This is a genomic window from Arenimonas caeni (assembly GCF_003024235.1).
Taxonomy (GTDB): domain Bacteria; phylum Pseudomonadota; class Gammaproteobacteria; order Xanthomonadales; family Xanthomonadaceae; genus Arenimonas; species Arenimonas caeni.
On sequence record NZ_KZ679084.1, the window covers coordinates 528,876 to 552,556 of the forward strand.

Annotated in this window: 23 protein-coding genes, 1 tRNA gene and 1 other RNA gene; 12 read left to right on the forward strand and 13 right to left on the reverse strand. The window is 71.3% G+C overall.

What is annotated here, in order from left to right:
- Nucleotide 1: 1 nt before the first annotated feature.
- Together gspE and C6N40_RS02555 are read right to left on the reverse strand one after the other, a co-directional pair.
- On the reverse strand, nucleotides 2-1,714 hold the full coding sequence (gene gspE / locus C6N40_RS02550) for a type II secretion system ATPase GspE (RefSeq protein ID WP_106989477.1): 1,713 nt from the start codon (nucleotides 1,712-1,714) through the stop codon (nucleotides 2-4).
- Between the two features lie 55 nt (nucleotides 1,715-1,769).
- On the reverse strand, nucleotides 1,770-2,399 hold the full coding sequence (locus C6N40_RS02555; RefSeq protein ID WP_106989426.1) for a tetratricopeptide repeat protein: 630 nt from the start codon (nucleotides 2,397-2,399) through the stop codon (nucleotides 1,770-1,772).
- 177 nt (nucleotides 2,400-2,576) lie between these two features.
- Between C6N40_RS02555 and ahr the strand changes: the two genes are divergently transcribed.
- Nucleotides 2,577-3,593 carry an NADPH-dependent aldehyde reductase Ahr gene (ahr, locus tag C6N40_RS02560; protein ID WP_106989427.1) on the forward strand — a complete coding sequence of 339 codons (1,017 nt, stop codon included), beginning with the start codon at nucleotides 2,577-2,579 and terminating at the stop codon, nucleotides 3,591-3,593.
- 66 nt (nucleotides 3,594-3,659) lie between these two features.
- Here ahr and purL read toward each other — a convergent pair whose 3' ends face one another.
- The 3 genes from purL to xerD all read right to left on the reverse strand — a co-directional run bounded on the left by purL (nucleotide 3,660) and on the right by xerD (nucleotide 9,428).
- Nucleotides 3,660-7,511: a phosphoribosylformylglycinamidine synthase gene (gene purL / locus C6N40_RS02565; RefSeq protein WP_106989428.1), complete on the reverse strand. Its 3,852-nt coding sequence runs from the start codon at nucleotides 7,509-7,511 to the stop codon at nucleotides 3,660-3,662.
- 73 nt (nucleotides 7,512-7,584) lie between these two features.
- Nucleotides 7,585-8,391 carry a thioredoxin fold domain-containing protein gene (locus C6N40_RS02570; protein WP_106989429.1) on the reverse strand — a complete coding sequence of 269 codons (807 nt, stop codon included), beginning with the start codon at nucleotides 8,389-8,391 and terminating at the stop codon, nucleotides 7,585-7,587.
- A gap of 86 nt (nucleotides 8,392-8,477) precedes the next feature.
- Nucleotides 8,478-9,428, reverse strand: coding sequence for a site-specific tyrosine recombinase XerD (gene xerD / locus C6N40_RS02575; protein WP_106989430.1), 951 nt, complete (start codon nucleotides 9,426-9,428; stop codon nucleotides 8,478-8,480).
- A gap of 45 nt (nucleotides 9,429-9,473) precedes the next feature.
- Here xerD and C6N40_RS02580 point away from each other — a divergent pair, with 45 nt between their 5' ends.
- Nucleotides 9,474-9,920 carry an RDD family protein gene (locus C6N40_RS02580; protein WP_106989431.1) on the forward strand — a complete coding sequence of 149 codons (447 nt, stop codon included), beginning with the start codon at nucleotides 9,474-9,476 and terminating at the stop codon, nucleotides 9,918-9,920.
- On the opposite strand, the gene lptG is transcribed toward C6N40_RS02580, so the two are convergent.
- The gene (gene lptG / locus C6N40_RS02585; RefSeq protein WP_106989432.1) at nucleotides 9,917-11,014 is read right to left on the reverse strand and encodes an LPS export ABC transporter permease LptG; all 1,098 of its coding nucleotides are present in this window, start codon (nucleotides 11,012-11,014) and stop codon (nucleotides 9,917-9,919) included. The two genes, C6N40_RS02580 and lptG, sit on opposite strands and share 4 nt — an antisense overlap.
- On the reverse strand, nucleotides 11,011-12,093 hold the full coding sequence (gene lptF, locus C6N40_RS02590) for an LPS export ABC transporter permease LptF (protein ID WP_106989433.1): 1,083 nt from the start codon (nucleotides 12,091-12,093) through the stop codon (nucleotides 11,011-11,013). The genes lptG and lptF overlap by 4 nt, the downstream gene beginning before the upstream one ends.
- Before the next feature lie 73 nt (nucleotides 12,094-12,166).
- On the opposite strand from lptF, the gene C6N40_RS02595 reads away from it, so the two are divergent.
- Nucleotides 12,167-13,639: a leucyl aminopeptidase gene (locus C6N40_RS02595; RefSeq protein ID WP_106989434.1), complete on the forward strand. Its 1,473-nt coding sequence runs from the start codon at nucleotides 12,167-12,169 to the stop codon at nucleotides 13,637-13,639.
- Nucleotide 13,640: 1 nt separating this feature from the next.
- Nucleotides 13,641-14,066 carry a DNA polymerase III subunit chi gene (locus C6N40_RS02600; protein ID WP_106989435.1) on the forward strand — a complete coding sequence of 142 codons (426 nt, stop codon included), beginning with the start codon at nucleotides 13,641-13,643 and terminating at the stop codon, nucleotides 14,064-14,066.
- Between the two features lie 10 nt (nucleotides 14,067-14,076).
- Here C6N40_RS02600 and C6N40_RS02605 read toward each other — a convergent pair whose 3' ends face one another.
- Together C6N40_RS02605 and C6N40_RS02610 are read right to left on the reverse strand one after the other, a co-directional pair.
- Complete coding sequence (locus C6N40_RS02605) at nucleotides 14,077-15,387, reverse strand: aminopeptidase P N-terminal domain-containing protein (RefSeq protein WP_106989436.1); 1,311 nt, start codon at nucleotides 15,385-15,387, stop codon at nucleotides 14,077-14,079.
- Nucleotides 15,388-15,394: 7 nt separating this feature from the next.
- Complete coding sequence (locus C6N40_RS02610) at nucleotides 15,395-15,946, reverse strand: UPF0149 family protein (RefSeq protein WP_106989437.1); 552 nt, start codon at nucleotides 15,944-15,946, stop codon at nucleotides 15,395-15,397.
- Between the two features lie 185 nt (nucleotides 15,947-16,131).
- Here C6N40_RS02610 and C6N40_RS02615 point away from each other — a divergent pair, with 185 nt between their 5' ends.
- The 7 genes from C6N40_RS02615 (at nucleotide 16,132) to rpiA (ending at nucleotide 20,854) form a co-directional block, all read left to right on the forward strand.
- The gene (locus C6N40_RS02615; RefSeq protein ID WP_162782039.1) at nucleotides 16,132-18,378 is read left to right on the forward strand and encodes a putative bifunctional diguanylate cyclase/phosphodiesterase; all 2,247 of its coding nucleotides are present in this window, start codon (nucleotides 16,132-16,134) and stop codon (nucleotides 18,376-18,378) included.
- Nucleotides 18,379-18,410: 32 nt separating this feature from the next.
- The gene (locus C6N40_RS02620) at nucleotides 18,411-18,632 is read left to right on the forward strand and encodes a TIGR02449 family protein (protein ID WP_106989439.1); all 222 of its coding nucleotides are present in this window, start codon (nucleotides 18,411-18,413) and stop codon (nucleotides 18,630-18,632) included.
- Nucleotides 18,629-18,922, forward strand: coding sequence for a cell division protein ZapA (locus C6N40_RS02625; protein WP_106989440.1), 294 nt, complete (start codon nucleotides 18,629-18,631; stop codon nucleotides 18,920-18,922). The genes C6N40_RS02620 and C6N40_RS02625 overlap by 4 nt, the downstream gene beginning before the upstream one ends.
- Before the next feature lie 40 nt (nucleotides 18,923-18,962).
- A non-coding RNA gene (ssrS, locus tag C6N40_RS02630) (6S RNA) lies at nucleotides 18,963-19,147 on the forward strand.
- A 3-nt stretch (nucleotides 19,148-19,150) separates the two neighbouring features.
- Nucleotides 19,151-19,732, forward strand: a complete 582-nt coding sequence (locus tag C6N40_RS02635; RefSeq protein WP_106989441.1) for a 5-formyltetrahydrofolate cyclo-ligase — start codon at nucleotides 19,151-19,153, stop codon at nucleotides 19,730-19,732.
- On the forward strand, nucleotides 19,732-20,196 hold the full coding sequence (locus C6N40_RS02640; protein WP_425477638.1) for an EVE domain-containing protein: 465 nt from the start codon (nucleotides 19,732-19,734) through the stop codon (nucleotides 20,194-20,196). Before C6N40_RS02635 ends, C6N40_RS02640 begins: the two co-directional genes overlap by 1 nt.
- Before the next feature lie 4 nt (nucleotides 20,197-20,200).
- Nucleotides 20,201-20,854, forward strand: coding sequence for a ribose-5-phosphate isomerase RpiA (gene rpiA, locus C6N40_RS02645; RefSeq protein ID WP_106989442.1), 654 nt, complete (start codon nucleotides 20,201-20,203; stop codon nucleotides 20,852-20,854).
- An 84-nt stretch (nucleotides 20,855-20,938) separates the two neighbouring features.
- On the opposite strand, the gene C6N40_RS02650 is transcribed toward rpiA, so the two are convergent.
- The 4 genes from C6N40_RS02650 to rplM all read right to left on the reverse strand — a co-directional run bounded on the left by C6N40_RS02650 (nucleotide 20,939) and on the right by rplM (nucleotide 23,218).
- On the reverse strand, nucleotides 20,939-21,997 hold the full coding sequence (locus tag C6N40_RS02650) for a cyclic nucleotide-binding domain-containing protein (RefSeq protein ID WP_106989443.1): 1,059 nt from the start codon (nucleotides 21,995-21,997) through the stop codon (nucleotides 20,939-20,941).
- A gap of 283 nt (nucleotides 21,998-22,280) precedes the next feature.
- Nucleotides 22,281-22,354 (reverse strand) — tRNA-Gln (locus tag C6N40_RS02655).
- Nucleotides 22,355-22,384: 30 nt separating this feature from the next.
- Nucleotides 22,385-22,777: a 30S ribosomal protein S9 gene (rpsI, locus tag C6N40_RS02660; protein ID WP_106989444.1), complete on the reverse strand. Its 393-nt coding sequence runs from the start codon at nucleotides 22,775-22,777 to the stop codon at nucleotides 22,385-22,387.
- A gap of 9 nt (nucleotides 22,778-22,786) precedes the next feature.
- Complete coding sequence (gene rplM, locus C6N40_RS02665) at nucleotides 22,787-23,218, reverse strand: 50S ribosomal protein L13 (RefSeq protein WP_106989445.1); 432 nt, start codon at nucleotides 23,216-23,218, stop codon at nucleotides 22,787-22,789.
- Nucleotides 23,219-23,325: 107 nt separating this feature from the next.
- On the opposite strand from rplM, the gene C6N40_RS02670 reads away from it, so the two are divergent.
- Nucleotides 23,326-23,681, forward strand: a 356-nt coding sequence (locus C6N40_RS02670; protein WP_240183423.1) for a 4Fe-4S dicluster domain-containing protein, incomplete at its 3' end; no start/stop codon positions are given.

Here is a 23,681-nt window from a genome sequence, read left to right on the forward strand (position 1 = left end):
CTCAGGCTTCCTGCGTGACGCGCAGGACTTCCTCGATGGTGGTCAGGCCCTGCAGGGCCTTGGCCAGGCCGTCCTCGTACATGGTGCGCATGCCGCGGGCGCGCGCGGCCTCCTCGATCTCGCCCATGCCGGCGTGCTGCATCACCAGGCGGCGCAGCTCGTCGTCGATCACCAGGAATTCCATGATGGTGGTGCGGCCGAGGTAGCCGGTCGGCGTGAGCGTCGAGGGCTTCGGGCGGTAAAGGTGGATCGGGCCTTCGGGCTGGAAGCGGCGCAGGCCGAATTCCTCGATCACCTCCGGCAGCGCCTCGTAGCGTTCGGCGTGCGTGGGCTCGATGCGGCGCACCAGGCGCTGGGCCAGGATGCCGTTCACCGTCGAGGTGAGCAGGTAGTCCTCCACGCCCATGTCGAGCAGGCGGGTGATGCCGCCGGCGGCGTTGTTGGTGTGCAGGGTCGACAGCACCAGGTGGCCGGTGAGCGCCGACTGGATGGCGATGCGCGCGGTTTCCAGGTCGCGCATCTCGCCGATCATGATGATGTCCGGGTCCTGGCGCACGATGCTGCGCAGGGCCTGGGCGAAGTCGAGGCCGATCTGCGGCTTGGCCTGGATCTGGTTGATGCCCTCGATCTGGTATTCAACCGGGTCCTCGACGGTGATGATCTTCACGTCGGGCGTGTTGAGCTGGCTGAGCGCGGCGTAGAGCGTGGTGGTCTTGCCCGAACCGGTCGGGCCGGTGACCAGCAGGATGCCGTGCGGCTGCTCGAGCACCTTGTTGAAGCGCCCGAGGAATTCGTCGGTGAAACCCAGGGCCTTGAAGTCGAGCACCACCGACTCGCGGTCGAGCAGGCGCATCACCACCGACTCGCCGTGCGCGGTCGGCACCGTGCTCACGCGCAGGTCGAGCTCCTTGCCCTGCACGCGCACCATGATGCGGCCGTCCTGCGGCAGCCGGCGCTCGGCGATGTTGAGCTTGGCCATGATCTTGATGCGCGAGATCACCGCCGCGGTGAGGTTGGCCGGCGGCGACTCGGCTTCCTCGAGCACGCCGTCGACGCGGTAGCGCACCTTCAGGCGGTTCTCGAAGGGTTCGATGTGGATGTCGGAGGCGCGCAGCTCGACCGCGCGCTGGATCACCAGGTTCACCAGGCGGATGACCGGCGCCTCGGAGGCGAGGTCGCGCAGTTGCTCGACGTCGGCCTCGTCGCCGGCCGACTCGTCGCCCAGGTTCTCTACGATGGCGCCCATGGCCGAGCGGCCCGAGCCGTAGTAGCGCTCGATCAGGTCGGCGATCTCGGCGCGCAGGCCCACCTTCACCCGCACCGCGCGGCCGGTGGCCAGCGCCACGGCCTCGGCGGCGTAGGGATCCTGGGGGTCGGCCACGAGCAGGTCGACATGGCCGGCGCCCTCGCCCACCGGGCAGGCGGAGACCTGCTTGAGGAAGCGAAGCGACAGCTGCACGCCGGGCGGCGGCGCCTCCGGGCAATCCTTGGCCGCGACCAGCGGCAGGCCCATCACTTCGGCGGCGGCCTCGGCCATGTCGCGCTCGGACACCATGCCCAGCCGCACCAGCAGCGCCGCCAGCGAGCCGCCGGCCTCGGCGTGCAGGCGCTGGGCCCGCGCCAGGTCGGCGTCCTTGAGGCGGCCGCGCGCGGCCAGCGCCGCGGCGATGCGCTGGTCGGCGTTTTCGCTGGTTTCCTGGATGGCCGCGGCCACGGGCGACTCCGTCACGGGGAGCCCGGAATTTAGCAGGTCTCGCCCGCGTGCGGGTTCAGCCCGCCGGCGCGACGGCAGCCTTCGACCAGGCCTCGAACAGCGCCCCGATGGCCTGCCGCTCCGGCTCGCGCCAGTGCCGGGTGCGCGACGCCACGCCCTCGCTGCTGGTCCAGTCGGCCTGGCTGCGCGCGGCGGCGTCGTACCAGGCCAGGGCCGCCCCGCGCTCTCCCTGCGCCCACAGGCCCACGGCCAGGGTGTAGGGGTACCAGGACGGACGGCCACCATGGGCCTCGGCGGCCTGCCGCCAGTAGCCGACCGCGTCGGCCGCCAGCCCGCGGTTATAGGCGCTCCAGCCAAGCGACCAGAGCGCACGGCGCTGGTTGACCGGATCGGCCCCGGTCAGCGCCAGCACGCGCTGGAAGTCGCGGTCGCCCTCTTCGATGTCGCCGCTGGCATGCAGCAGGTAGGCGCGGTGCAGCAGGGCGACGCTGTTGTTCGGGTCCTTGCGGATCGCGGCGTTCAGGCCACGCCGGAACCTCGCGTTGTCACCCGGTCCGGGGTGCAGGGCGAACGCGGACGGGTCGCGCTCGTCCCAGACCACGCCGGCTTCGGGCAGCGGCACGCCGGCGCTGGCGCTGGCGCCGAAGGACAGGAGGCAGAGCAGCAGGACGGGCAACAGGCGCATGGGGGAAGGACCGGTCTGGTGTTGGCGGGCAGGATAGGCGGCTTCCCGTCCCGGCCAAAACGATCGAAGGATCCTGCACAGCGGCGCTGTCGGCGTGAGCGCGATTGAGTCATGGCTTTCACGGCCATGGGCGTAATGTTTCGGGCATCCCCCTACGCACCAGAGAGAGGAATTCCGATGAACCGCATTCGCGCCTGGGCCGCACCGAAAGCCGGTGCCCCGCTGGAAGCCTTCGAGTACGACCCCGGCCCGCTGGGCGCCGAGGAGGTCGAGATCGCCGTCGAGCACTGCGGCATCTGCCACTCCGACCTGTCGATGCTCGACAACGAGTGGGGCTTCACCGCCTACCCGTTCGTGCCCGGCCACGAGGCCGTGGGCCGGGTGGTGGCGATGGGCCCGCAGGCCAAGGGCGTGGCCATCGGCCAGCGCGTGGGCCTGGGCTGGAACGCCGGCAGCTGCCTGCACTGCGACCCCTGCCTGGGCGGCCAGCAGCACCTGTGCAACACGCTGCAGCCCACCCTCGCCGGCCGCCACGGCGCCTTCGCCGAGCGCGTGCGCGCGCACTGGGTCTGGGCCCTGCCCCTGCCCGAGGGTCTGGACCCGCGCGAGGCCGGCCCGTTGCTGTGCGGCGGCATCACGGTGTTCGCGCCGCTGCGCGAGTTCGACATCAAGCCGACCGCACGCGTGGCCGTGGTGGGCATCGGCGGCCTGGGCCACATGGCTCTGAAGTTCTGCAAGGCCTGGGGCTGCGAGGTCACCGCCTTCACCACCAGCGCGTCCAAGGCCGAGCAGGCGCGCGCCTTCGGCGCCCACCACGTGGTGTCCACCGGCGATGCCGAGGCACTGGCGGCGCTGGCCGGGCGCTTCGACCTGATCATCGACACGGTGAACGTGTCGCTCGACTGGGACGGCCTGCTGGCCGCGCTGGCGCCGGGCGGCCGGCTGCACGTGGTCGGCGCGGTGCTCGAGCCGATCAGGCTCGGCGCCTTCTCGCTGATCATGGGCCAGAAGTCGGTCTCGGGCTCGCCCACCGGCTCGCGCGGCGCAATCGACGCCATGCTCGGCTTCGCGGCCCGGCACCAGGTGCTGCCTCAGACCGAACACTTCCCGATGTCGAAGGTGAACGAGGCGATCGACCACCTGCGCGCCGGCAAGGCGCGCTACCGCATCGTGCTCGACGCCGACTTCGACTGAGCCGGCGCCGGGAAAACGAAGCCCCGCGCAAGGCGGGGCTTCGTCGGGATCCTGCGTCCGGGCGGCTCAGCCGACCCAGGCGCGGGCGTTGCGGAACATCCGCATCCAGGGCGAATCCTCGCCCCAGCCCGGGTGCCAGCTCATCTGCAGGCTGCGGAAGACGCGCTCGGGGTGCGGCATCATCAGCGTGGCGCGGCCGTCGCGGCTGGTCAGGCCGGTGATGCCCTCGGGCGAACCGTTCGGGTTGGCCGGGTAGGCCTCGGTGACCGCGCCGGTGTTGTCGACGAAGCGCAGCGCCACCGCGGCCTGCGCGGCGTGGCCGGGCTGGTCGAAGCGGGCCTGTCCTTCGCCGTGCGCCACCACCACCGGGATGCGCGAGCCGGCCATGCCGGCCAGCAGGATCGAGGGCGAGTCCTGCACCTCCACCAGCGCCAGGCGGGCTTCGTACTGCTCGCTGCGGTTGCGCAGGAAGCGCGGCCAGTGTTCGGCGCCGGGCACCAGGCCCTTGAGCTGGGCGAACATCTGGCAGCCGTTGCACACGCCGAGGCTGAAGCTGTCTTCGCGCTCGAAGAAGCGCGCGAACTGCTCGCGCAGCGCCGGGCGCTCGAGGATGGACGTGGCCCAGCCGCGGCCCGCGCCCAGCACGTCGCCGTAGCTGAAGCCGCCGCAGGCGGCCAGGCCCTTGAAGTCCTCGAGCCGGTGCCGGCCGTCGATGAGGTCGGTCATGTGCACGTCGACGGCGGTGAAGCCGGCGCGGTCGAAGGCCGCCGCCATCTCCACCTGGCCGTTGACGCCCTGCTCGCGCAGGATCGCCACCTTCGGGCGCACGCCGGTGTGGATGTAAGGTGCGGCGATGTCGTCGGCCGGCTCGAACGTGAGCTTCGGCGACAGGCCCGGGTCGGCGAAGTCCAGGCGCGCGGCGCGCTCAGCATCGGCGCCGGCCGGGTCGTCGCGGCGGGCCTGGATGGCGTGGGTCACCGACCACCAGGCCTCGAACAGCTCCTGCCAGCTCCACTCGGCCAGCACGTCGCGGCCTTCGCTCACCCGCACCACCGGCGCGGTGGTGGGCTTGCCGATGCGCTGCGCGCAGTGGGTCAGGTCGTGGCGGTTGACCAGGTCGGCGAAGGCCGCGCGGTCCTCGGTGGCGATCTGCACCACCGCGCCCAGTTCCTCGTTGAACAGGGCCGCAAAGGCGTCGTCGCCCCAGCCTTCGAGGTTGAGCTCGAGGCCGCAGTGGCCGGCGAAGGCCATCTCGCACAGCGCCGCGAAGGCGCCGCCGTCGGAGCGGTCGTGGTAGGCCATCAGCAGGTCGTCGGCGCGCGCGGCCTGGATGAGGTCGAAGAAGGCGCGCAGGCGCTCCGGCTCGTCGAGGTCGGGGCAGGCGCCACCGAAAGTGCCGTGCACCTGGGCCAGGATCGAACCGCCCATGCGGCGCTGGCCGGCGCCGAGGCCGATCAGCCAGATCTCCGATTCGGCGCTGCGGTCGAGCACCGGCAGCAGCTGCCGGCGCGCGTCGGCCACGCGGGCGAAGGCGCTGACCACCAGCGACACCGGCGAGACCACCTTCTGCGGGCCTTCCGGCGCGGTCCACTGCGCCTGCATCGACAGCGAGTCCTTGCCCACCGGGATCGACAGGTCGAGCTCGGGGCACAGTTCCATGCCCACGGCCCTGACCGCGTCGAACAGCGCGGCGTCTTCGCCCGGGTGCGAGGCCGCGGCCATCCAGTTGGCCGACAGCTTCACTTCCGCCAGCGAGGCCACCGGGGCGGCGGCCAGGTTGGTGATGGCCTCGCCCACGGCCATGCGCGCCGAGGCGGCGGCGTCGAGCAGGGCCAGCGGCGTGCGCTCGCCCACGGCCATCGCCTCGCCCGCCACGCCGTTGAAGTCGGTGAGCGTGATGGCGACGTCGGACAGCGGCAGCTGCCAGGGGCCGACCATCTGGTCGCGCGAGCACAGGCCGCCCACGGTGCGGTCGCCGATGGTGACCAGGAAGTTCTTGGACGCCACGGTCGGGTGCGCCATCACGCGCAGGCCGGCCTCGCGCAGGTCGAGCGCGGCGGTGTCCAGGCGCGGCCAGCGCGGGGCCGGCAGGCGCTGGGTGTCGCGGTGCATCTTCGGCGAGTTGCCGAACAGCACGTCCATCGGCAGGTCGATCGGCTTGCTGCCGTCCGGCGCCACCAGCACCAGGCGCTCCTCGGCGGTGGCGTGGCCGACCACGGCGAACACGGCGCGCTCGCGCCGGCAGATGGCCTCGAAGTCGGCCACGCGGTCGGCGGCGACGCCCAGCACGTAGCGCTCCTGGGCTTCGTTCGACCACAGCTGCATCGGCGAGAGCGAAGGATCGTCGCTGGGGATCTTCGCCATCTCGATCACGCCGCCGACGTTGGAGTCGTGCAGCAGCTCGGGGATGGCGTTGGACAAGCCGCCGGCGCCCACGTCGTGGGCGGTGAGGATCGGGTTGCGCTCGCCCTGGGCGAAGCAGCGGTCGATCACTTCCTGGCAGCGGCGCTGCATCTCGGGGTTGTCGCGCTGCACCGAGGCGAAGTCGAGGTCCTCGGAGCTCTGGCCCGAGGCCACCGACGAGGCGGCACCGCCGCCCAGGCCGATCAGCATCGCCGGGCCACCCAGCACCACCACGGCGTCGCCGGGGCGCAGGTTGAGCTTGGCCACCTGGCCCGGGTCGATCGCGCCCAGGCCGCCGGCCAGCATGATCGGCTTGTCGTAGCCGCGCACCAGGCCCGGCTCGCCGGTGGGCAGTTCGAAGCTGCGGAAATAGCCGGCCAGGGCCGGCCGGCCGAACTCGTTGTTGAACGCGGCGGCGCCGATCGGGCCGTCGGTCATGATTTCCAGCGCCGGGGCCATGCGCGGGTTGAGCGGGCGCTCGTTCTCCCAGGGCCGCGGCAGCGACGGGATGCGCAGGTGCGAAACGGTGAAGCCGGTCAGGCCGGCCTTGGGCTTGCCGCCGCGGCCGGTCGCGCCCTCGTCGCGGATCTCGCCGCCGGCGCCGGTTGCGGCGCCCGGGAAGGGCGAGATGGCGGTGGGGTGGTTGTGGGTTTCGACCTTGATCGCGAAGGCCGAATCCATCGGCGCGCCGTGGCCGTATTCGCCGCTGCCGGGCTCGGGCCGGAAGCGCGCGCCCGGATGGCCCTCGACCACCGCGGCGTTGTCCTTGTACGCACTGAGCGTGAGCTGCGGGCTGCGCGCGTGCGTGTTCTTGATCATGCGGAACAGCGACAGCGGCTGCGGCTCGCCGTCGATGGTCCAGTCGGCGTTGAAGATCTTGTGCCGGCAGTGCTCGGAGTTGGCCTGCGCGAACATCATCAGCTCGGCGTCGGACGGATCGCGGCCAAGCTCGGTGTAGCGGCGGCGCAGGTAGTCGACTTCGTCGTCGGACAGCGCCAGGCCGAGGCGCGCGTTGGCGTCCTCGAGGCCGTCGAGCGGGATGCGGCCGACCGGGCCCGGCGCGCCGGCGGTGAACAGCGCGGCGGCCTGCTCGCGGGCCGACAGCAGCGACTGGGTCATGGGGTCGTGCAGCGCGGCGGCGAGCTTCGGCCAGCGCGGGTCGCCTTCCGGCGGCAGGCCGGCCAGGTCGATCCGGGTGCCGCGCTCGACGCGCCTCACCGCCAGGCCGGCACCGCGCAGGATCTCGGTGGCCTTGCTGGCCCAGGGCGACTGGGTGCCCAGGCGCGGCACCACGAAGCGGGTGGCGGCGCCGTCGGCCGGCGCCTCGAAGGACACGCAACCCTCGAGCAGGCGGCCGAGCGTGGCGGTGTCGGGCGACGCACCGGCCTCGGGCTCGATGAAGTAGGTGAACCAGGCACCGGTGAGGCTGACCCCGGGCACGACCTGCCGGAGACGGGACTGGAGACGTTCAAGCCGGAAGGGCGACAGGGCCGGCAGGCCCTCGAGGACGATCATGTCCGGATGGTTCCCAAGGGAAGCGAGCCGCCAATTCTAACCCAAGGCCGGACCCGGGGCCCGGCCGGGCGGCTCAGCGGGCCTGCTTGCCGGCCAGTTCCTCCAGGCGCGCCAGCATTTCCGCCGGGGGCACGTAGCCGCCAAGCTGGGTGCCGTCGGCGGCGTAGATGGCCGGGGTGCCGTCCAGGCCGACGCGGCGGCCCAGGTCGTAGTCGCGGGTGACCGGGCTGGTGCAGTTGGCCTCGGGCAGGTCCTTGCCGGCCTTGGCGTCGGTGAGCGCCTTCTGGCGGTCGGCCGAGCACCAGACGTTCACCGCCTTCTGGTAGGACTCCGAGCCGATGCCGGCGCGCGGGTAGAACAGGTAGTTCACGGTGATGCCGAGGCGGTTGTACTCGGCGATCTCGCTGTGCATGCGCCGGCAGTAGCCGCAGTCGATGTCGGTGAACACGGTGACCACGTGTTTCGGCTGGGCGGCGGCGAAGGTGATGCGGCTGTCGTCGCCGACGCCGGCCAGCATGTCCCTGCGCAGCGCGGCCTCGGCCAGGCCGGTGAGGCTTTCGCGGCTGGCGATTTCGATCACGCTGCCCTGCAGCAGCAGGCGGGCGTCTTCGGACACGTAGACCACGCGCGCGCCCAGGGCCACCTGGCGATAGCCCGGGATGGGCGAATCGGCGATCGCGCCGATCTCCAGGCCCGGCACCAGCGCCTGCAGCGCCGTGCGGATGGCTTCGTCACCCACCGCGGCGCCGGCAGGCGCCGCCGTCGGCGCGGCGGCCGTGGCCGGCGCCGGCGAAGCATCGGCGCTGCCGGCCGGGGCATCGGCGGCGCAGGCGGTCATGGTGGCCAGCAGGGCCAGGGACAGCAGGGAGCGACGGATCATCGGGCGGGATTCCTCGGTAACGTTGCGGCTCCGACCCGGCGCGGGGCGGAAAGTTCAGGGATTCTCGCACAGCCCGGCGGGCCGGCTCAGGCGCGCGGGTGGTGCTGCTGGTGCAGGCGCTTGAGGCCCTCGCGGGCCACCAGGGTGTAGATCTGGGTGGTCGAGAGCGAACTGTGGCCCAGCAGCATCTGCAGGGTGCGCAGGTCGGCGCCGTGGTTGAGCAGGTGGGTGGCGAAGCTGTGGCGCAGGCCGTGCGGGCTGACCCGGGCCGGGTCGATGCCGGCGACCAGGGCCCGCTTCTTGACCACGTTCCAGAACTGCTGGCGGCTCAGCGGCGCCGCTTCCCGGCCCAGGAACAGGGCCGCCGCGGCGCGGCCGCCGGCCAGCGCCGGCCGCGCCCCGGCCAGGTAGCGCTCGAGCCAGTGCTGGGCTTCCTCGCCCATCGGCACCAGCCGGTCCTTGTTGCCCTTGCCGGTCACCCGCAGCACGCCCTGGCGCAGGTTCACCGCCGCCGCCGGCAGGTTCACCAACTCGCTCACGCGCAGGCCGGTGGCGTACATCAGCTCGACCATGGCGCGGTCGCGCAGGCCGGCGGGCGTTTCGGCCGGCGGAGCCTGGATCAGGGCCTCGACCTCGCTCTCCGACAGCGCCTTGGGCAGGGAGCGGCGCAGCTTGGGCGGGTCGAGCCGGGCGGTCGGGTCGTCCTCGCGCAGGCCCAGCCGCGCCTGCTGGCCGAAATAGGCGCGCAGCGCCGAAAGCAGGCGCGCGTTGCTGCGCGCGGCATAGCCCTGGGCGGTGCGGTCGGCCAGGTAGTCGAACAGCACCTGGCGGTCGACGCCGCCCAGGCCGCGGCCGCGGGCGACCAGCCAGCGTGCCAGGCCCTCGAGGTCGCGGCGGTAGCTGTCGAGCGTGAGCCGCGAGAGCCCGGATTCGGCCCAGGCGCGGTCCAGGAAGGCCGTGATCGCGCGCTGGTCGGCCTCGGTGGCGGGCGGCAGGTCCCGGGCGCGGGCGCGGCGGTCGGCAGGACGGGAAGACATGGCGGCAGCTTAGCGACGGGTGCCGGCGCCGGCTATGCTGTCGCGATGTCCGATGCCTCCCCCGCCCTGGCCGCGCGCCCGGCCCATCTCGGCTGGCGCCTGCTGGCCCTGGTCTACGACTTCTTCCCGGTGCTGGCGCTGTGGTTCGCCACCGCCGGCCTGATGCTGCTCGCGCGCGGCGGCGAAACCGTGCCGCCGGGCAGCCTGGCGGCCTGGCTGGAATTCGCGCTGCTCTGGGCGGTGACCGGCGGCTATGCGCTGCTGTCCTGGCAGCGCGGCGGCCAGACCCTGGGCATGCGGCCCTGGCGGCTGAAAGTGCTGGCGGCCGACGGCCGCCGCGCCACGCGCCAGGCCCTGGCCTTGCGGTATGCCGTGGCGACGCTGTCGCTGGCGACCTTCGGCCTGGGCTTCCTGTGGAGCCTGTTCGAGCGCGAGCGCCGCACCTGGCACGACCTGGCCAGCGGCACCGTGCTCGTGCGCCTGGAGCGCTAGTCGCGGCGGCCGAACAGGCCCCAGCACACCGCCATCAGCACCGCCGGCGGCAGCAGGTAGGCCAGGCGGGCATCGAAGCGGTAGACGTCCGACAGGCTCACCACCAGCCGCTGCGCCAGCAGGTAGCCCACGCCGATGACCACGGCGATGAACAGGCGTTTGCCGAACCCACCCGAGCGCAGCGAACCGAAGGCGAAGGGCAGCGCCGACAGGCACAGCACGACCACGTTGAGCGGATAGAACCAGCGCGCCCAGTAGGCGTTCTCGAAGGCCTTGGCGTCCAGGCCGTTGCGCTCGAGGTAGTCGATGTTGCGGCGAAGCTCGTGGCTGCTCATGTAGCGCGGGCGCTTGACCGCGGCCGAGACCAGTTCGTCGCCCAGCGTGGTCTGCCAGCGCTCGGTGTCGAGCTCCTCGACCTGCACCGATCGCCTGTCGAAGCGGGTGCGGCGCAGCCCGTGCAGCGTCCAGTAGCCGTCACGGTGTTCGGCGGTGCGGGCCACCACCAGCGAGGCCAGGCGGCCGTCGATGTCGAACTCGAACAGGCGCACGCCCTGCAGTTCGGTCCAGGCGCGCCCGTCGAGTTCGCGACGCTGGCCGTCGCGGGCGTTGAGGAAGGTATTGCCGTCGCGGGCCCACAGCCCCGAGACGCGCGCCATCACCACGTCGCCCGCCTTGGCCGAGTTGGCCACCGTCTGCGCGCTCTGTTCGCCCTGCGGCGCGGCGGTTTCGGCGTTGACCACCATCAGCCCGGCCAGCAGCGCCGAAGACAGCAGCGCACCCAGGCCGATGCGCAGGCGCGAGACGCCGACCGCGCGCATGGCGGTGAGCTCCGAGCGGGCGGCCAGGCCGCCGAGGCCAAGCACGGTGCCGATCAGGGCCGAGGTGGGGAAGAGTTCGTAGAGGCGGCGCGGCGAGGTGTAGAGCGTGTACAGGAACGCATGGCTCAGCGTGTAGCCGCCCTCGCCGACCTCGTCGAGCTCGTTAAGCAGCGCGCCGACCAGGTCGAAGGACAGCAGCACCGCCGCCGTGGCCGCCGTCGCCAGCAGCACCGCGCGGGCGAGGTAGAAATCGAGCCGGCCCGGGCGCAGGTTCATGCCGTCGCTCCGCGGCGGCGGCGGACCCGGCCATCGGTCGCGAACAGCCAGAGCGCCAGCAGGGCCAGCGGCACCAGCAGCCACCACAGGCCCAGCCAGGCCGGCAGCACGCCGGCGGCCAGCCAGCCCTTGCCCAGCAGCAGCAGGATCATGGCGTTGATGTAGACCAGCAGGGCCGCGAGCATGCGGCCATAGCGCGCCTGGCGTGGTTCGCCCCGCCCCAGCGGCAGCGCCATCAGGCCCAGCGCGAGGGCGAGCAGCGGCGTGGCGGCGCGCCAGTGCAGTTCGGCGCGGGCCGGCGCGGCGTCCTGGGGCAGGAGCGCGAGCGTGGGCATGGCTTCGAGCTGGTCGGTTTCCGTCTCGGGCTCGCGATCGGGCACCTGCAGTTCGTTCTCGGCGTAGCGCATCATCCGGAAGTCGCGCTGGCCGGGGTCGCCTTCGACCCGGAAGCCGTCGCGCAGCAGCAGGTAGCGGCCGCGCTCGCCCTCGACCAGCAGCTCGCCCTCGGTCGCGGTGACGATGTCGAGCCGGCCATCGCGCTCGGCCTGGACGAACATGCGCCCGAAGCGCGAGCCCTCGACGTCGATGCTGTCGACGTAGATCACGCCGCCGCGGCCCGGGAGTTCGATGAAGCGCCCGGCCTCCAGGCCCGCCACCAGGAAGCTGCGGTTGGCCTCTTCGACCATCTGCTGCGCCAGCCGCGCGCCCGAGGGCGCCGCCCACAGGGAAGCCACGGCGATGACCGCGGCCACCGGCAGGGTCACCAGGGCCAGCGGCCGCCACAGCTGGCGCGGGCCCAGGCCCACCGAGGACAGCACGGCCATCTCGCTGTCGCCATAGAGCCGGCCGACCGCCATGAGCAGCCCGATGAACAGCGCCAATGGCAGCAGGATCGGCAGCACCTGCACCGAACGCAGGCCCAGCTGGGACAGCAGCAGGGCCGCCGGCACCTTGCCCCGGGCGATCTCCGCCATCAGGTCGACCAGCAGGCCGCCCAGGCCCACCAGCAGCAGCACGACGGTGACGGCCGCAACGCTCCGGGCGAACTGGCGCAACAGGTAACGCTCGATGAGCAACATTCGGGGGCGCCGGGTTCCGTGGAGGGTGGGCTTGCTAGAATCGGGGTTTGTGAATTGTAACGGTGACCCGCCCATGAGCCTCGAATTTCGCCTGAATCGTCCCGACCCCGCCACTGCCGACCACGATTGCGTGATCGTTGGCCTCTTCGCCGACGGCAGCTTCACGCCTTCGGGCCAGGCGATCGACGCCGCCACCGGCGGCAAGCTGGCGGCGCTGGCCGGGCGCGGCGACCTCTCGGGCAAGGCCGGCCGCACCGCGCTGCTGCACGACCTGCCGGGCGTGAAGGCGCCGCGCGTGCTGGTGGCGGGACTGGGCGAGGCCGGCAAGTTCGCCGCCGCGCCCTACCTCAAGGCCATCGGCGACGCCGTCCGCGCGCTGCGCAGCGGCCCGGTGCGCAGCGCCCTGCTCACCCTGGCCGAAGTGCCGGTGGCCGGCCGCGACGCCGCCTGGAGCGTGCGCCAGGCCGTGGTCGCCGCCGACCACGCGGCCTACGCCTACACCCACACCCGCTCGACCAAGGACCCTGAGGGCCTGAAGTCGCTGGACGTGGCCGCCGACGCGGCCCACGCGACCGAGCTGGCCCGCGGCGTGGCCATCGCCGCCGGCGTCGAGCTCGCCCGCGAGCTGGGCAACCTGCCGCCGAACATCTGCAACCCCGGTTACCTGGCCGACACCGCCCGCCGCATCGCCAGCGAGAACGAGGGCGTGACGGTGGAGGTGCTCGAGCGCGCCGACATGGAGAAGCTGGGCATGGGCTCGCTGCTGGCCGTGGGCCGCGGCTCGGCCAACCCGCCGCGGCTGGTGGTGCTGCGCTACAACGGCGCCGGCGACGCCAAGCCCTACGCGCTGGTCGGCAAGGGCATCACCTTCGACACCGGCGGCATCAACCTCAAGGTGCAGGGCGGCATCGAGGAAATGAAGTTCGACATGTGCGGCGCGGCCGGCGTGTTCGGCGCCTTCCTGGCCGCCGCGCGCATGAAGCTGCCGCTGAACGTGGTGATGGTGGTGCCGGCGGTGGAGAACATGCCCGATGCCGACGCCTACCGCCCCAGCGACATCCTCACCTCGATGTCGGGCAAGACCATCGAGGTCGGCAACACCGACGCCGAGGGCCGCCTGATCCTGTGCGACGCGCTGACCTACGTGCAGCGCTACGAGCCGCAGGCCACGGTGGACGTGGCCACGCTCACCGGCGCCTGCGTGATCGCGCTGGGCAAGCACGCCGCCGGCCTGATGAGCAAGCACGACGACCTGGCCGGCGAGCTGCTCGCGGCCGGCGAGCACGTGTACGACCGCGCCTGGCGCCTGCCGCTGTGGGACGAGTACCAGAGCCAGCTCGAGTCCGGCTTCGCCGACGTCTACAACATCGGCGGCAAGTCGGCCGGCGCCATCACCGCCGGCTGCTTCCTCTCTCGCTTCACCGAGGGTCAGCGCTGGGCGCACCTGGACATCGCCGGCGTGTCGAATGCCGAGGGCCGCAAGGGCCTGGCCAGCGGCCGCCCGGTGGGCCTGCTGGCGCAGTGGCTGATCGACCAGGCCGGCTGACGTGGCGCGCGCCGATTTCTACCTGATCGGCAAGCCCCGCTTCCGCGAGCAGCCGCTGCTGCTGGTGTGCGAACTGGCCCGCAAGGCCGTGCACGCCGGCCAGCCGCTGCTGGTGCTGGCCTCCTCGGCCGCACAGGCCGAGGAACTCGACGACCTGCTCTGGTCCTTCGACCCGGACGAATTCCTTCCGCACCAGATCGCCGGTGCGGAAGAGGACGAGGACGAAGTCGAAGTGCTGATCGCGCCGCCGGAGCAGTCGCCGCCGATGCGCGCGCTGGTGCTCAACCTGCGCGACGAACCGGTGCCGCCGGGCTTCGAGCGCGTGCTCGAGGTGGTGCCCGCCGACGAGTCCGCGCGCGGCCCGCTGCGCGCCCGCTGGACCCACTACAAGTCCCTCGGCCTCGACGTCACCAAGCACGACATGTGACCCGGTCTCCCTAGCGGGTGGCGAGGACGGCCTCGATGGCGTCGGTGTCGCGCGGGACGGCGTCGGTGAGGACCTCGTGGCCGTCCCGGGTGATGGCGACGTCGTCCTCGATGCGGATGCCGATGCCCTGCCACTTCGCCGGCACGCCCTTGCTGCCGGGGGCGATGTAGATGCCCGGCTCGATGGTGAAGACCATGCCCGGCTCGAGTTCGCGGTAGTCGCCGGCGACCTTGTATTCGCCCACGTCGTGCACGTCCAGGCCCAGCCAGTGGCCGGTCTTGTGCATGTAGAACTTCTTGTACGCGCCCGAAGACAGCGCCGACTTGAGCGAGCCCTTGAGCAGGCCCACCGACAGCAGGCCTTCGGTGAGCACCTCCACCGCCGCCTCGTGGCCCAGGATCCAGCGCCGGCCCGGCCGCGCCTGCGCCATCGCCGCCGCCTGCGCGGCCAGCACGATCTCGTGCAGCGCGCGCTGCTCCTTCGAATAGCGCCCGTTCACCGGCCAGGTGCGGGTGATGTCGGAGGCGTAGCCGGCGTACTCGGCGCCGGCGTCGCACAGCAGCAGCTCGCCGTCGTTGAGCGGCGCGTTGTTGGCGCGGTAGTGCAGCACGCAGCCGTTGGCGCCGGCGCCGACGATCGGCTCGTAGGCAGCCACGGCGTTGTGGCGGCGATACGTGTACTGCAGCGCAGCCTCGACCTCGTATTCGCGGCCGCCGACGCGGGTGGCACGCATGGCCGCCAGCTGCGCTTCGGCGGCGATGGCGGCCGAGCGGCGCATCAACCTGAGTTCGGCCGCGCTCTTGAACAGGCGCAACTCGTGCAGCAGGTGGCCGAGCTCGAGGAATTCGTGCGGCGGCTGGGCGCCGTGGCGCACCTGCGAGCGCACCCGGTTCACCCAGCCGATGAGCTTGAGGTCGAACTCGGTGTCGCGGCCGAAGTGGTAATAGACGCGCGAGCGGCCCTCGAGCAGGCCCGGCAGGATCTCGTCGAGGTCGGTGATCGGGTAGGCATCGTCGACGCCGTAGGCCTCCACCGCGCCCTCGGCGCCGGCGCGCGGGCCGTCCCAGGCTTCGCGCTCGGGGTCGCGGTCGCGGCAGAACAGCAGCACCTCGCCGTGCTTGCGGCCCGGCACCAGCACCAGCACGGCTTCGGGCTCGGGGAAGCCGCTGAGGTACCAGAAATCGCTGTCCTGGCGGTAGGGAAAGTGCGTGTCGTGGCTGCGCACGCGCTCCGGGGCGCTGGGCAGGATGAGGATGGCGTCCTCATCGGCCATGCGCATCAGCTGCTTGCGGCGGCGGGCGAACTCGGCCGGCTTGATCATGCGTGCCTCAGTTGAGCTTGCGGCGGTGCCGGGGGCCGAGCACGCAGTCACTGTGCAGGAGCATCACCGCCACGCGGACGAACTCGGACACTTCCTCCAGCGCCTCGGCGTCCGCCTCGGGCTCTTCGTAGCTCAGGTCGCTCGAGGCGATGCGGGCCATGTCGGCCAGGGCCTCGCCCGACTCCTCCGACAGCGGCGGGTTCGCACCCGCGGCCAGGCCGAAGCCCCCCAGGAAGCCACGGCACCAGGCCAGCAGCGCGTCGCCGCGCTCGGACACGGGGCGGTCGCCCTCGGGCAGCAGCAGCTCGAACCCGAAGTCCGGGCTCTCTAGCTGGGCGGTGCTGGCCTGGTAGAGCTGGTCCAGGGCGCCATCGGCAGCCGGCGTGGACACCAGGGGGTCGGACATCACGGCGGCGAACCAGCCCGCGCGGTCGTGCTTGCCGCCGCCGGAAACGTAGCCGCAGAGCGAGCCGTGCAGCTCGGAGGGATCGAGCGAGGCTTCGAGGGCCTGGAGTTCGTCGGCCACCTGGGCGTGCGCGGGCAGCGAGGCTGGGGTCATCGGAAGGGCCGTGCGTGGGTTGCCGGCATTCTAGCAAGCGCGGGCGCGCCGCTTGTGGCGATGTTAGCGCCACCCTACACTCCCCGGGGATAAGGGGAAGGCGGGGACCACGGGGCCTAATGGCGCTGTCTGTACATCACAGGAGCTTGGCCGGCCGCGGCTGGACCGCCTTCGGCGCCTTGCCCATGGCCCTGCTTCCGGGCGTCGCCATGGCCCGGGCGCCCGGCGGGCTGGGCTCGAGCGGCATCGTGCAACTGGTGCTGCTGGCCATCGCCCTGTTCCTGTGCTGGCTGCTCTGGCGCGTCTGGACCCACCGCCGCCGCCAGGAAACCTCCCTGCTGGCCGAGATCCACGAGCGCGAGGAGCGCCTGAACCTGGCGCTCTGGGGCTCGGGCGACGAGTTCTGGGACTGGAACATCCCCGCCAACAGCCTCTACCGCCTGGGCGCCAACCAGCTGCTCGGCCAGGGCAGCCGGGACCAGCTGAGCACCGACGACTGGCGCACGCAGTCGATCCACCCCGAGGACCTGCCGCGGGTGCAGAAGCTGCTGCAGGAACACATCATCGGCCATACCGACGTGTTCGAATCCGAGCACCGCATCCGCAACGCCCGCGGCGAGTGGGTGTGGGTGCGCTCGCGCGGCAAGGTGGTCGAGCGCGACGGCAGCGGCAACCCGCTGCGCATGGCCGGCACGGCCCGCGACATCACCGCCATCCGGCGCGCCGAGCGCGAACGCCGGGTCGCGCTGGAGGTGCTGCGCTCGATGAGCGAGGCGGTGGCGGTGATCGACCTCGACTTCCGCTTCATCTCGGTCAACCCGGCCTTCTCGCGCATCACCGGCTACAGCGAGGAGGAGGTGATCGGCCAGAACAGCCGCCTGCTCGACTCCAGCCAGCACAGCGCCGAGTTCTACCGGCGCGTGCGCGACGTGCTCGAGCGTACCGGCCACTGGGCCGGCGAGATGTGGCAAAAGCGCAAGGACGGCGAGGAACTCCTCGGCTGGATCGAGATGAGCGAGGTGCGCGACGCCATGGGCCTGCGCAGCCACTTCGTGGCGGTGGTCAACGACATCACCGACAAGAAGCGCGCCGAGCAGGAGCTGCGCTACCTGGCCAACTACGACACGCTCACCGGCCTGCCCAACCGCGCCCTGCTGTCCGAGCGGCTGGGCCGCGCCATCGTGCGCGCGCGCCGGCAGGAAACCCGGGTGGCGGTGCTGTTCCTCGACCTCGACCGCTTCAAGGACATCAACGACTCGCTCGGCCACGCCGCCGGCGACCGCCTGCTCAAGGCCGCGGCCACGCGCCTGCAGGCCACGGTGGGCGCCTCCGACACGGTCGCGCGCCTGGGCGGCGACGAATTCACGGTGGTGCTCGAGGACGTCGAGTCGCTGCCGGCGGTCGAACGCATGGCGCGCGAGATCCTCACCGCCTTCACCATGCCGCTGGAGGTGGACGAGCGGCACGACGTGTCGATCACGCCCTCGCTCGGCATCAGCCTCTACCCCGACCACGCCCTGGTGCCCACCGACCTGCTCAAGTTCGCCGACACGGCCATGTACCAGGCCAAGGCCGAGGGCCGGAACACCTACCAGATCTACAACGAGACCATGGACGCCGAGTCGCGCCGGCGCGCCACCGTGCTGGCTTCGCTGCGCAAGGCGATCGACCGCGGCGAGTTCCGGCTCGTCTACCAGCCGCGCATGGCCCTGGCCGATGGCCGCATCACCGGCGTCGAGTCGCTGCTGCGCTGGAACAGCGCCGAGCTGGGCGAGATCCCGCCCACCGTGTTCGTGCCGCTGGCCGAGGAATCGGGCCTGATCCTGCAGATCGGCGACTGGGTGCTGGCCGAGGCCCTGCAGACCCTCAAGCGCTGGCGCGCCCACGGCCTGAACGAGATCTCCATCGGCATCAACGTCTCGGTGCTGCAGCTGCTGCGCGGCAACGTGCCCGAGCAGCTGCGCCGGCTGATCGCCGACCTGGGCGTGCCGGCCAACCGCATCGAGCTCGAAGTCACCGAGTCGATGGTGATGCAGAACGCCGAGCAGACCACGCACGTGCTCAACGAGCTGCGCAAGATCGGCGTCACCCTGGCCATCGACGATTTCGGCACCGGCTACTCCTCGCTGGTCTACCTCAAGCGGCTGCCGATCGACACGCTCAAGATCGACAAGGAGTTCATCGGCGACCTGACCAAGGATCCGGACGACGAGGCCATCACCGCCACGGTCATCACCATGGGCCACTCGCTGGGCCTGAACGTGATCGCCGAGGGCGTCGAGAGCGAGCAGCAGCTGAGCTACCTGCGCGAGCAGGGCTGCGACGAGATCCAGGGTTTCTGGCTGTCGCCGCCGCTGGACGCGCACCGCTGCCTGGCCTTCATCCGCAGCTGGCAGCCCGGCACCGTGGCCGCCATCCCGGCGCCGTATTGACCCCCTGACCCGCCCCGCCTAAGGTGGCCGCGATGAGCCCGAACGACCCCATTGCCCAGCTCCAGGCCCTGGCCGAGCGCTTCGAGCGCCTGGCCGAGCAGCATCGGCGGCTGCTCGAGGAAAACCGCAGCCTGCGGCAGGGGCAGGAACAGCTGGTGGCCGAGCGCGCCCAGCTGCTGAACAAGAACGAGCAGGCCCGCTCGCGGGTCGAGGCCATGATCGCGCGCCTGAAGTCGCTGGAGCACAACGCGTGAGCGAGCCGGTCAACGTCAAGATCCTCGACCGCGAGTACACCGTCGGCGTCGAGCCGGGCGAGCGCGACGGCCTGATGGCCGCCGCCCACCTGCTCGACGCGCGCATGCGCGAGATCCGCGGCTCCAACCGCATGGCCGCCATCGACCGGGTGGCGGTGCTGGCCGCGCTCAACCTCGCGCACGAACTGCTGCAGCTCAAGACCCAGGCCGACAAGCGCGACCAGGCCCTGGGCCAGGTGCTGGGCGAGCTCAACCGCAAGCTCGACGGCCTGTTCGACGCTCCGCGCTGACGTTCACGTTTTTCTCCGCGGCCGGGCCTATAATTCCAGTCGTCCTCTGCCGTGTCCGACAGCGTGCCTAACATTCGCCTTGTCCCATAAACACGACACGGGAATCCGGCGCCAGAGTGGTGTGCATGTCCGCCCCGTTGCGGAAAGCCTGAAGCGATGGTCCGGGTACCCACTTGATCCCAGGGATCAAGGTCGTTTCGTACGCATCGGCATGGTGGAGGTCATCTTTTGAACCCGACGCGCCCCGAATTGCGCCGCGAGCTGCAGGCCCGGCGCGCCGCCCTTTCGGCCGGCGAGCGCCTGGCCGCCGCCGATGCGGTGGCCCGGCGGCTGGCGGCGCGCCCCGAACTGCGCGCGCCGGGTTATGTCGGCGGCTACTGGGCCGTCGGCGGCGAATTGCCCCTGCACTCGGTGCAACTGCGCCTGGCCCCCGGCCAGGTCTGGTGCCTGCCGCTGCTGCAGCCCGACAAGTCCCTGCGCTTCGCGCCCTGGCGGCCGGGCGACCCGCTGGTGAACAACCGCTACGGCATTCCCGAGCCCGAGGTCGCGCCGTCGTCGACGCTCGACCCGGCCGAACTGGTGCTGGCCCTGGTGCCGCTGCTGGGCTTCGACCGCGCCGGCCATCGCCTGGGCATGGGCGGCGGCTACTACGACCGCAGCTTCGCCTTCCGCCGCGAACGGACCGGCCCGCCCTGGCTGGTCGGCGTGGCCTACGCCTGCCAGGAAGCGCCGGCACTGGCCGCCGAAGCCTGGGACGTGGACCTGGACGCCCTGGCCACCGAGCGCGAGTGGCTCGCGTTCGGGCGATAATGGCGGCCATGAAGCACTGGCTGATGAAATCCGAACCCGAGGAGTTCTCGATCGACGCGCTCGAGCGCGTCGGCACCGAGCCCTGGACCGGCGTGCGCAACTACCAGGCACGCAACTTCATGCTCAAGGACATGAAGGTCGGCGACCCGATCCTGTTCTACCACTCCAACTGCGCCGTGCCGGGCGTGGTCGGCATCGCCGAGGTGGCCTCGACGCCCTACCCCGACCCGACCCAGTTCGACGCAGCGTCCGACTACCACGACCCCAAGAGCAGCCGCGAAGAGCCGCGCTGGTGGATGGTGGACGTGCGCTTCGTGCGCAAGTTCGGCCGCACGGTCGCGCTCGAGGAGCTGAAGGCGCGCGCCGACGATTTCGGCGACTTCGCCCTGCTCCGCCGCGGCAACCGCCTGTCGGTGCTGCCGGTGTCGGCCGCCCAGTACAAACGCATCCTTTCGATGGAGTAAGCCCGTGTCCCGCGACGAACAGAAGAAACTGGCTGCCGAAAAGGCCCTGGAATACGTCGAGGACGGCAGCGTCGTCGGCGTCGGCACCGGCTCGACCGTGGCCTTCTTCATCGACGGCCTGGCCCGGATGAAGGGCCGCATCGAGGGCGCGGTGTCGAGCTCGGAGCAGAGCACGCGCCAGCTGCAGTCGCACGGCATCCCGGTGCTCGACCTCAACGCGGTCGGGCCGCTGAAGCTCTACGTGGACGGCGCCGACGAGTGCGACCCGTACAACCGCCTGATCAAGGGCGGCGGTGCGGCGCTGACCCGCGAGAAGATCATCGCCCAGGCCTCCGACCGTTTCGTCTGCATCATCGACGAGGCCAAGCAGGTCGAGTTCCTCGGCGCGTTCCCGGTGCCGGTGGAGGTGATCCCGATGGCGCGCAGCCTGGTCGGCCGGGCCCTGGTGGCGCTGGGCGGCCAGCCGGTGTGGCGCGAAGGCGTGGTCACCGACAACGGCAACTGGATCCTGGACGTGCACAACTGGCGCATCGCCGACCCGGTGGCGCTGGAAGCCAAGGTCAACCAGATCCCGGGCGTGGTCACCTGCGGCCTGTTCGCGGCGCGCCCGGCCGACGAAGTCATCATCGGCGGCAAGGTCCGCCCGATCCGCCGCTAGGGGGACGGGTGCATTTACGCGCCCGACTGACTCCGCTGACAGGAATGCCTCCGGGCGCGTAAATGCACCCGTCCCCGGCCTTGCTCAGCCCGACGCCTGCGCCGCCAGCATGCGCTGCATCGCGCCAAGGCCGCCGTGCAGGGCGCTCACTTCGTAGCCCAGGCGCTTGAGCACGAAGGCCGCGGCGGCCGAACGCTCGCCGGTGTTGCAGTACACGACCACGCGCGCGCCCGGCGACAGCACGCCGGCCACGTCCTCGCGCAGGCGGTAGAGGGGGACGTTCACCGAGCCATCGATGGCGCGCTGGGCGTGCTCCTCGGGCATGCGCACGTCCAGCAGCACGGCGCCCGACTGCACCAGCCGGGCGGCATCGGCGGGCAGCGCCCAGGACAGCATCGGCGGCTTGAGCACCGCCTCGAAGGCCTCGCGCGAGAGCCGCATCAGCTGGCCGCCCTGCATCATGCGCACGGTGGCGTTGCGCGGCAGGTTGGAGAGCAGCGCGTCCTCGCCGAAGGTGTCGCCCTCGCGCAGGTAGGCCACCACCTGGGGCGCGCCATCGAGGTACTTGGACACCGAAGCGCTGCCCGAACGCACCACGTAGAAATAGTCGGCCGGGTCGCCCTCGCGCATGACGATCTCGCTGGGCTTGACCGTCACCGGCTCGAACATCTGGAACATCTTCTCGATGTTGCCGGTGGGCAGGCGCGCGAACGCCGGCGCGCGCAGCAGGCGGAACACCCAGTCGTTGCTGCCCGGCGCGCCGCCGAAGTGGCGGTAGTTCTCGTCGCGGCTCAGCTGGTCCCAGGTGATCAGCTTCTCGAGGTAGCGGCGGTCGATGCGCATCACCTTGGCGCGGGCGGACACCACCTTGGCGGTGAAACGGCGCGGCACCGCGTCGTTGAGCGAATAGCGGCCATGCGGCGCCGTGGCGATGTGCGCCACGTTGCGGCCATCGGGATAGGTGCAGCGCAGTTCGCCGTCGAGCAGGTAGAGCGTGTCCTCGTCGATGTCGCCGGCTTCGAACACGTTCTCGTTGCGCTGGTATTCGCTCAGCACGGCCTCGCGGGCAAGCTGGTCCCGGGTTTCCTGGCGCAAAGACTCGAGCGGGAAAAGGCGGGCGAGCTCGGTGGCGGGAACGGGCATGGGACGGCTCCGACGACGTATAGGCCGAGTCTATCGCCGGCTGGCCGGAAGCGGTAGCGGTAGCGGCGCCGACGAAAACAGAAAGGCCCCCTTTCGGGGGCCTTCTGTTTTTGGCTGGGGGACCAGGATTGCCAGGCCCATCCATGGGCCTGGCCCCTGCACTTCGCTCCGGGGTCGGCTTCGCCGACCAAATTTGTTCCAGACAAATTTGTCGAACGAAGTTCCGACTTGCCTTCCCCCCAAACAAAAACAGAAAGGCCCCCTTTCGGGGGCCTTCTGTTTTTGGCTGGGGGACTAGGATTCGAACCTAGATAGGCAGAGTCAGAGTCTGCAGTCCTACCATTAGACGATCCCCCAATTCCGGGACCGCGCCAGTTTACGAAACGATTAGCGCTTCGAGAACTGGGTGGCGCGGCGGGCCTTGTGCAGGCCGACCTTCTTGCGCTCGACCTCGCGGGCGTCGCGGGTCATCAGGCCGGCCTTGCGCAGCTCCGGCTTGAGCGTGTCGTTGTACTCGACCAGCGCGCGGGCGATGCCCAGGCGGATGGCGCCGGCCTGGCCGGTGATGCCACCGCCCTCGACCGTGACGTTGATGTCGAACTTGTCGGACATCTGGGTCAGTTCCAGCGGCTGGCGCACGATCATGCGCGAGGTCTCGCGGCCAAAGAACTCGTCCACCGGACGGCCGTTGACGACGATGTTGCCGCTGCCCGAGCGCAGGAACACGCGGGCGGTGGAGGACTTGCGACGGCCGGTGCCGTAGTTCTGCTGGGTAGCCATGGGATTACCTTAAGCCTTGAAGTCCAGCGCCTGCGGCTGCTGGGCGGTGTGCGGATGCTCGGAGCCCTTGTAAACCTTGAGCTTCTTGAACATGGCGCGGCCGAGCGGGTTCTTGGGCAGCATGCCCTTGACGCCGATCTCGATCACGCGCTCCGGGTGGGCGTCGAGGGCCTGGCCGAGGGTCTCGGTCTTCAGGTTGCCGACGTAGCCGGTGAAGCGGTGGTACTTCTTGTCCTGGAGCTTGTTGCCGGTGACGGCAATCTTCTCCGCATTGATCACGACGATGTAGTCGCCGGTATCGACGTGCGGGGTGTACTCCGGCTTGTGCTTGCCGCGGAGGCGGCGAGCGAGCTCCGAGCACAGGCGACCAAGCGTCTTGCCGCTGGCGTCGACGACGTACCAGTCCTGCTTGACGGTCTCCGGCTTGGCGCTGACGGTCATGGACTTCATGACGGCTCCAAATAGAAATCGGGGTGGAAAGAGGCGGAATGATAGCGGCCATTTCCGGCCCACGCAAGCCCGGTTTAACCCCGTGCTAGCATCCGGCCATGCCCGACATGCCGCCCCCGGCCCGCCCCGAACCCGCCCGGACGCCCGGCGCGGCCGGTCTGGTGGCCCTGGCCGACCGCTGCGTGCAGTGCGGGCTGTGCCTGCCGCATTGTCCCACTTACCGGCTCGATCGCAACGAAGCCGAGTCGCCCCGCGGCCGCATCGCCTACATCCGCGCGGTGGCCGCCGGCCAGCTGGTCCCGGGAGCGGCCGGCGACACCCACCTCGACCACTGCCTGGGCTGCCGGCGCTGCGAAGCCGTGTGCCCGGCCGGCGTGCGCTACGGCGAGCTGCTGGTGGGCGCCCGGGCCGCCCAGGCCGCGCGCCGGCCCCTGCCCGCCCGCACCCGCGCGGC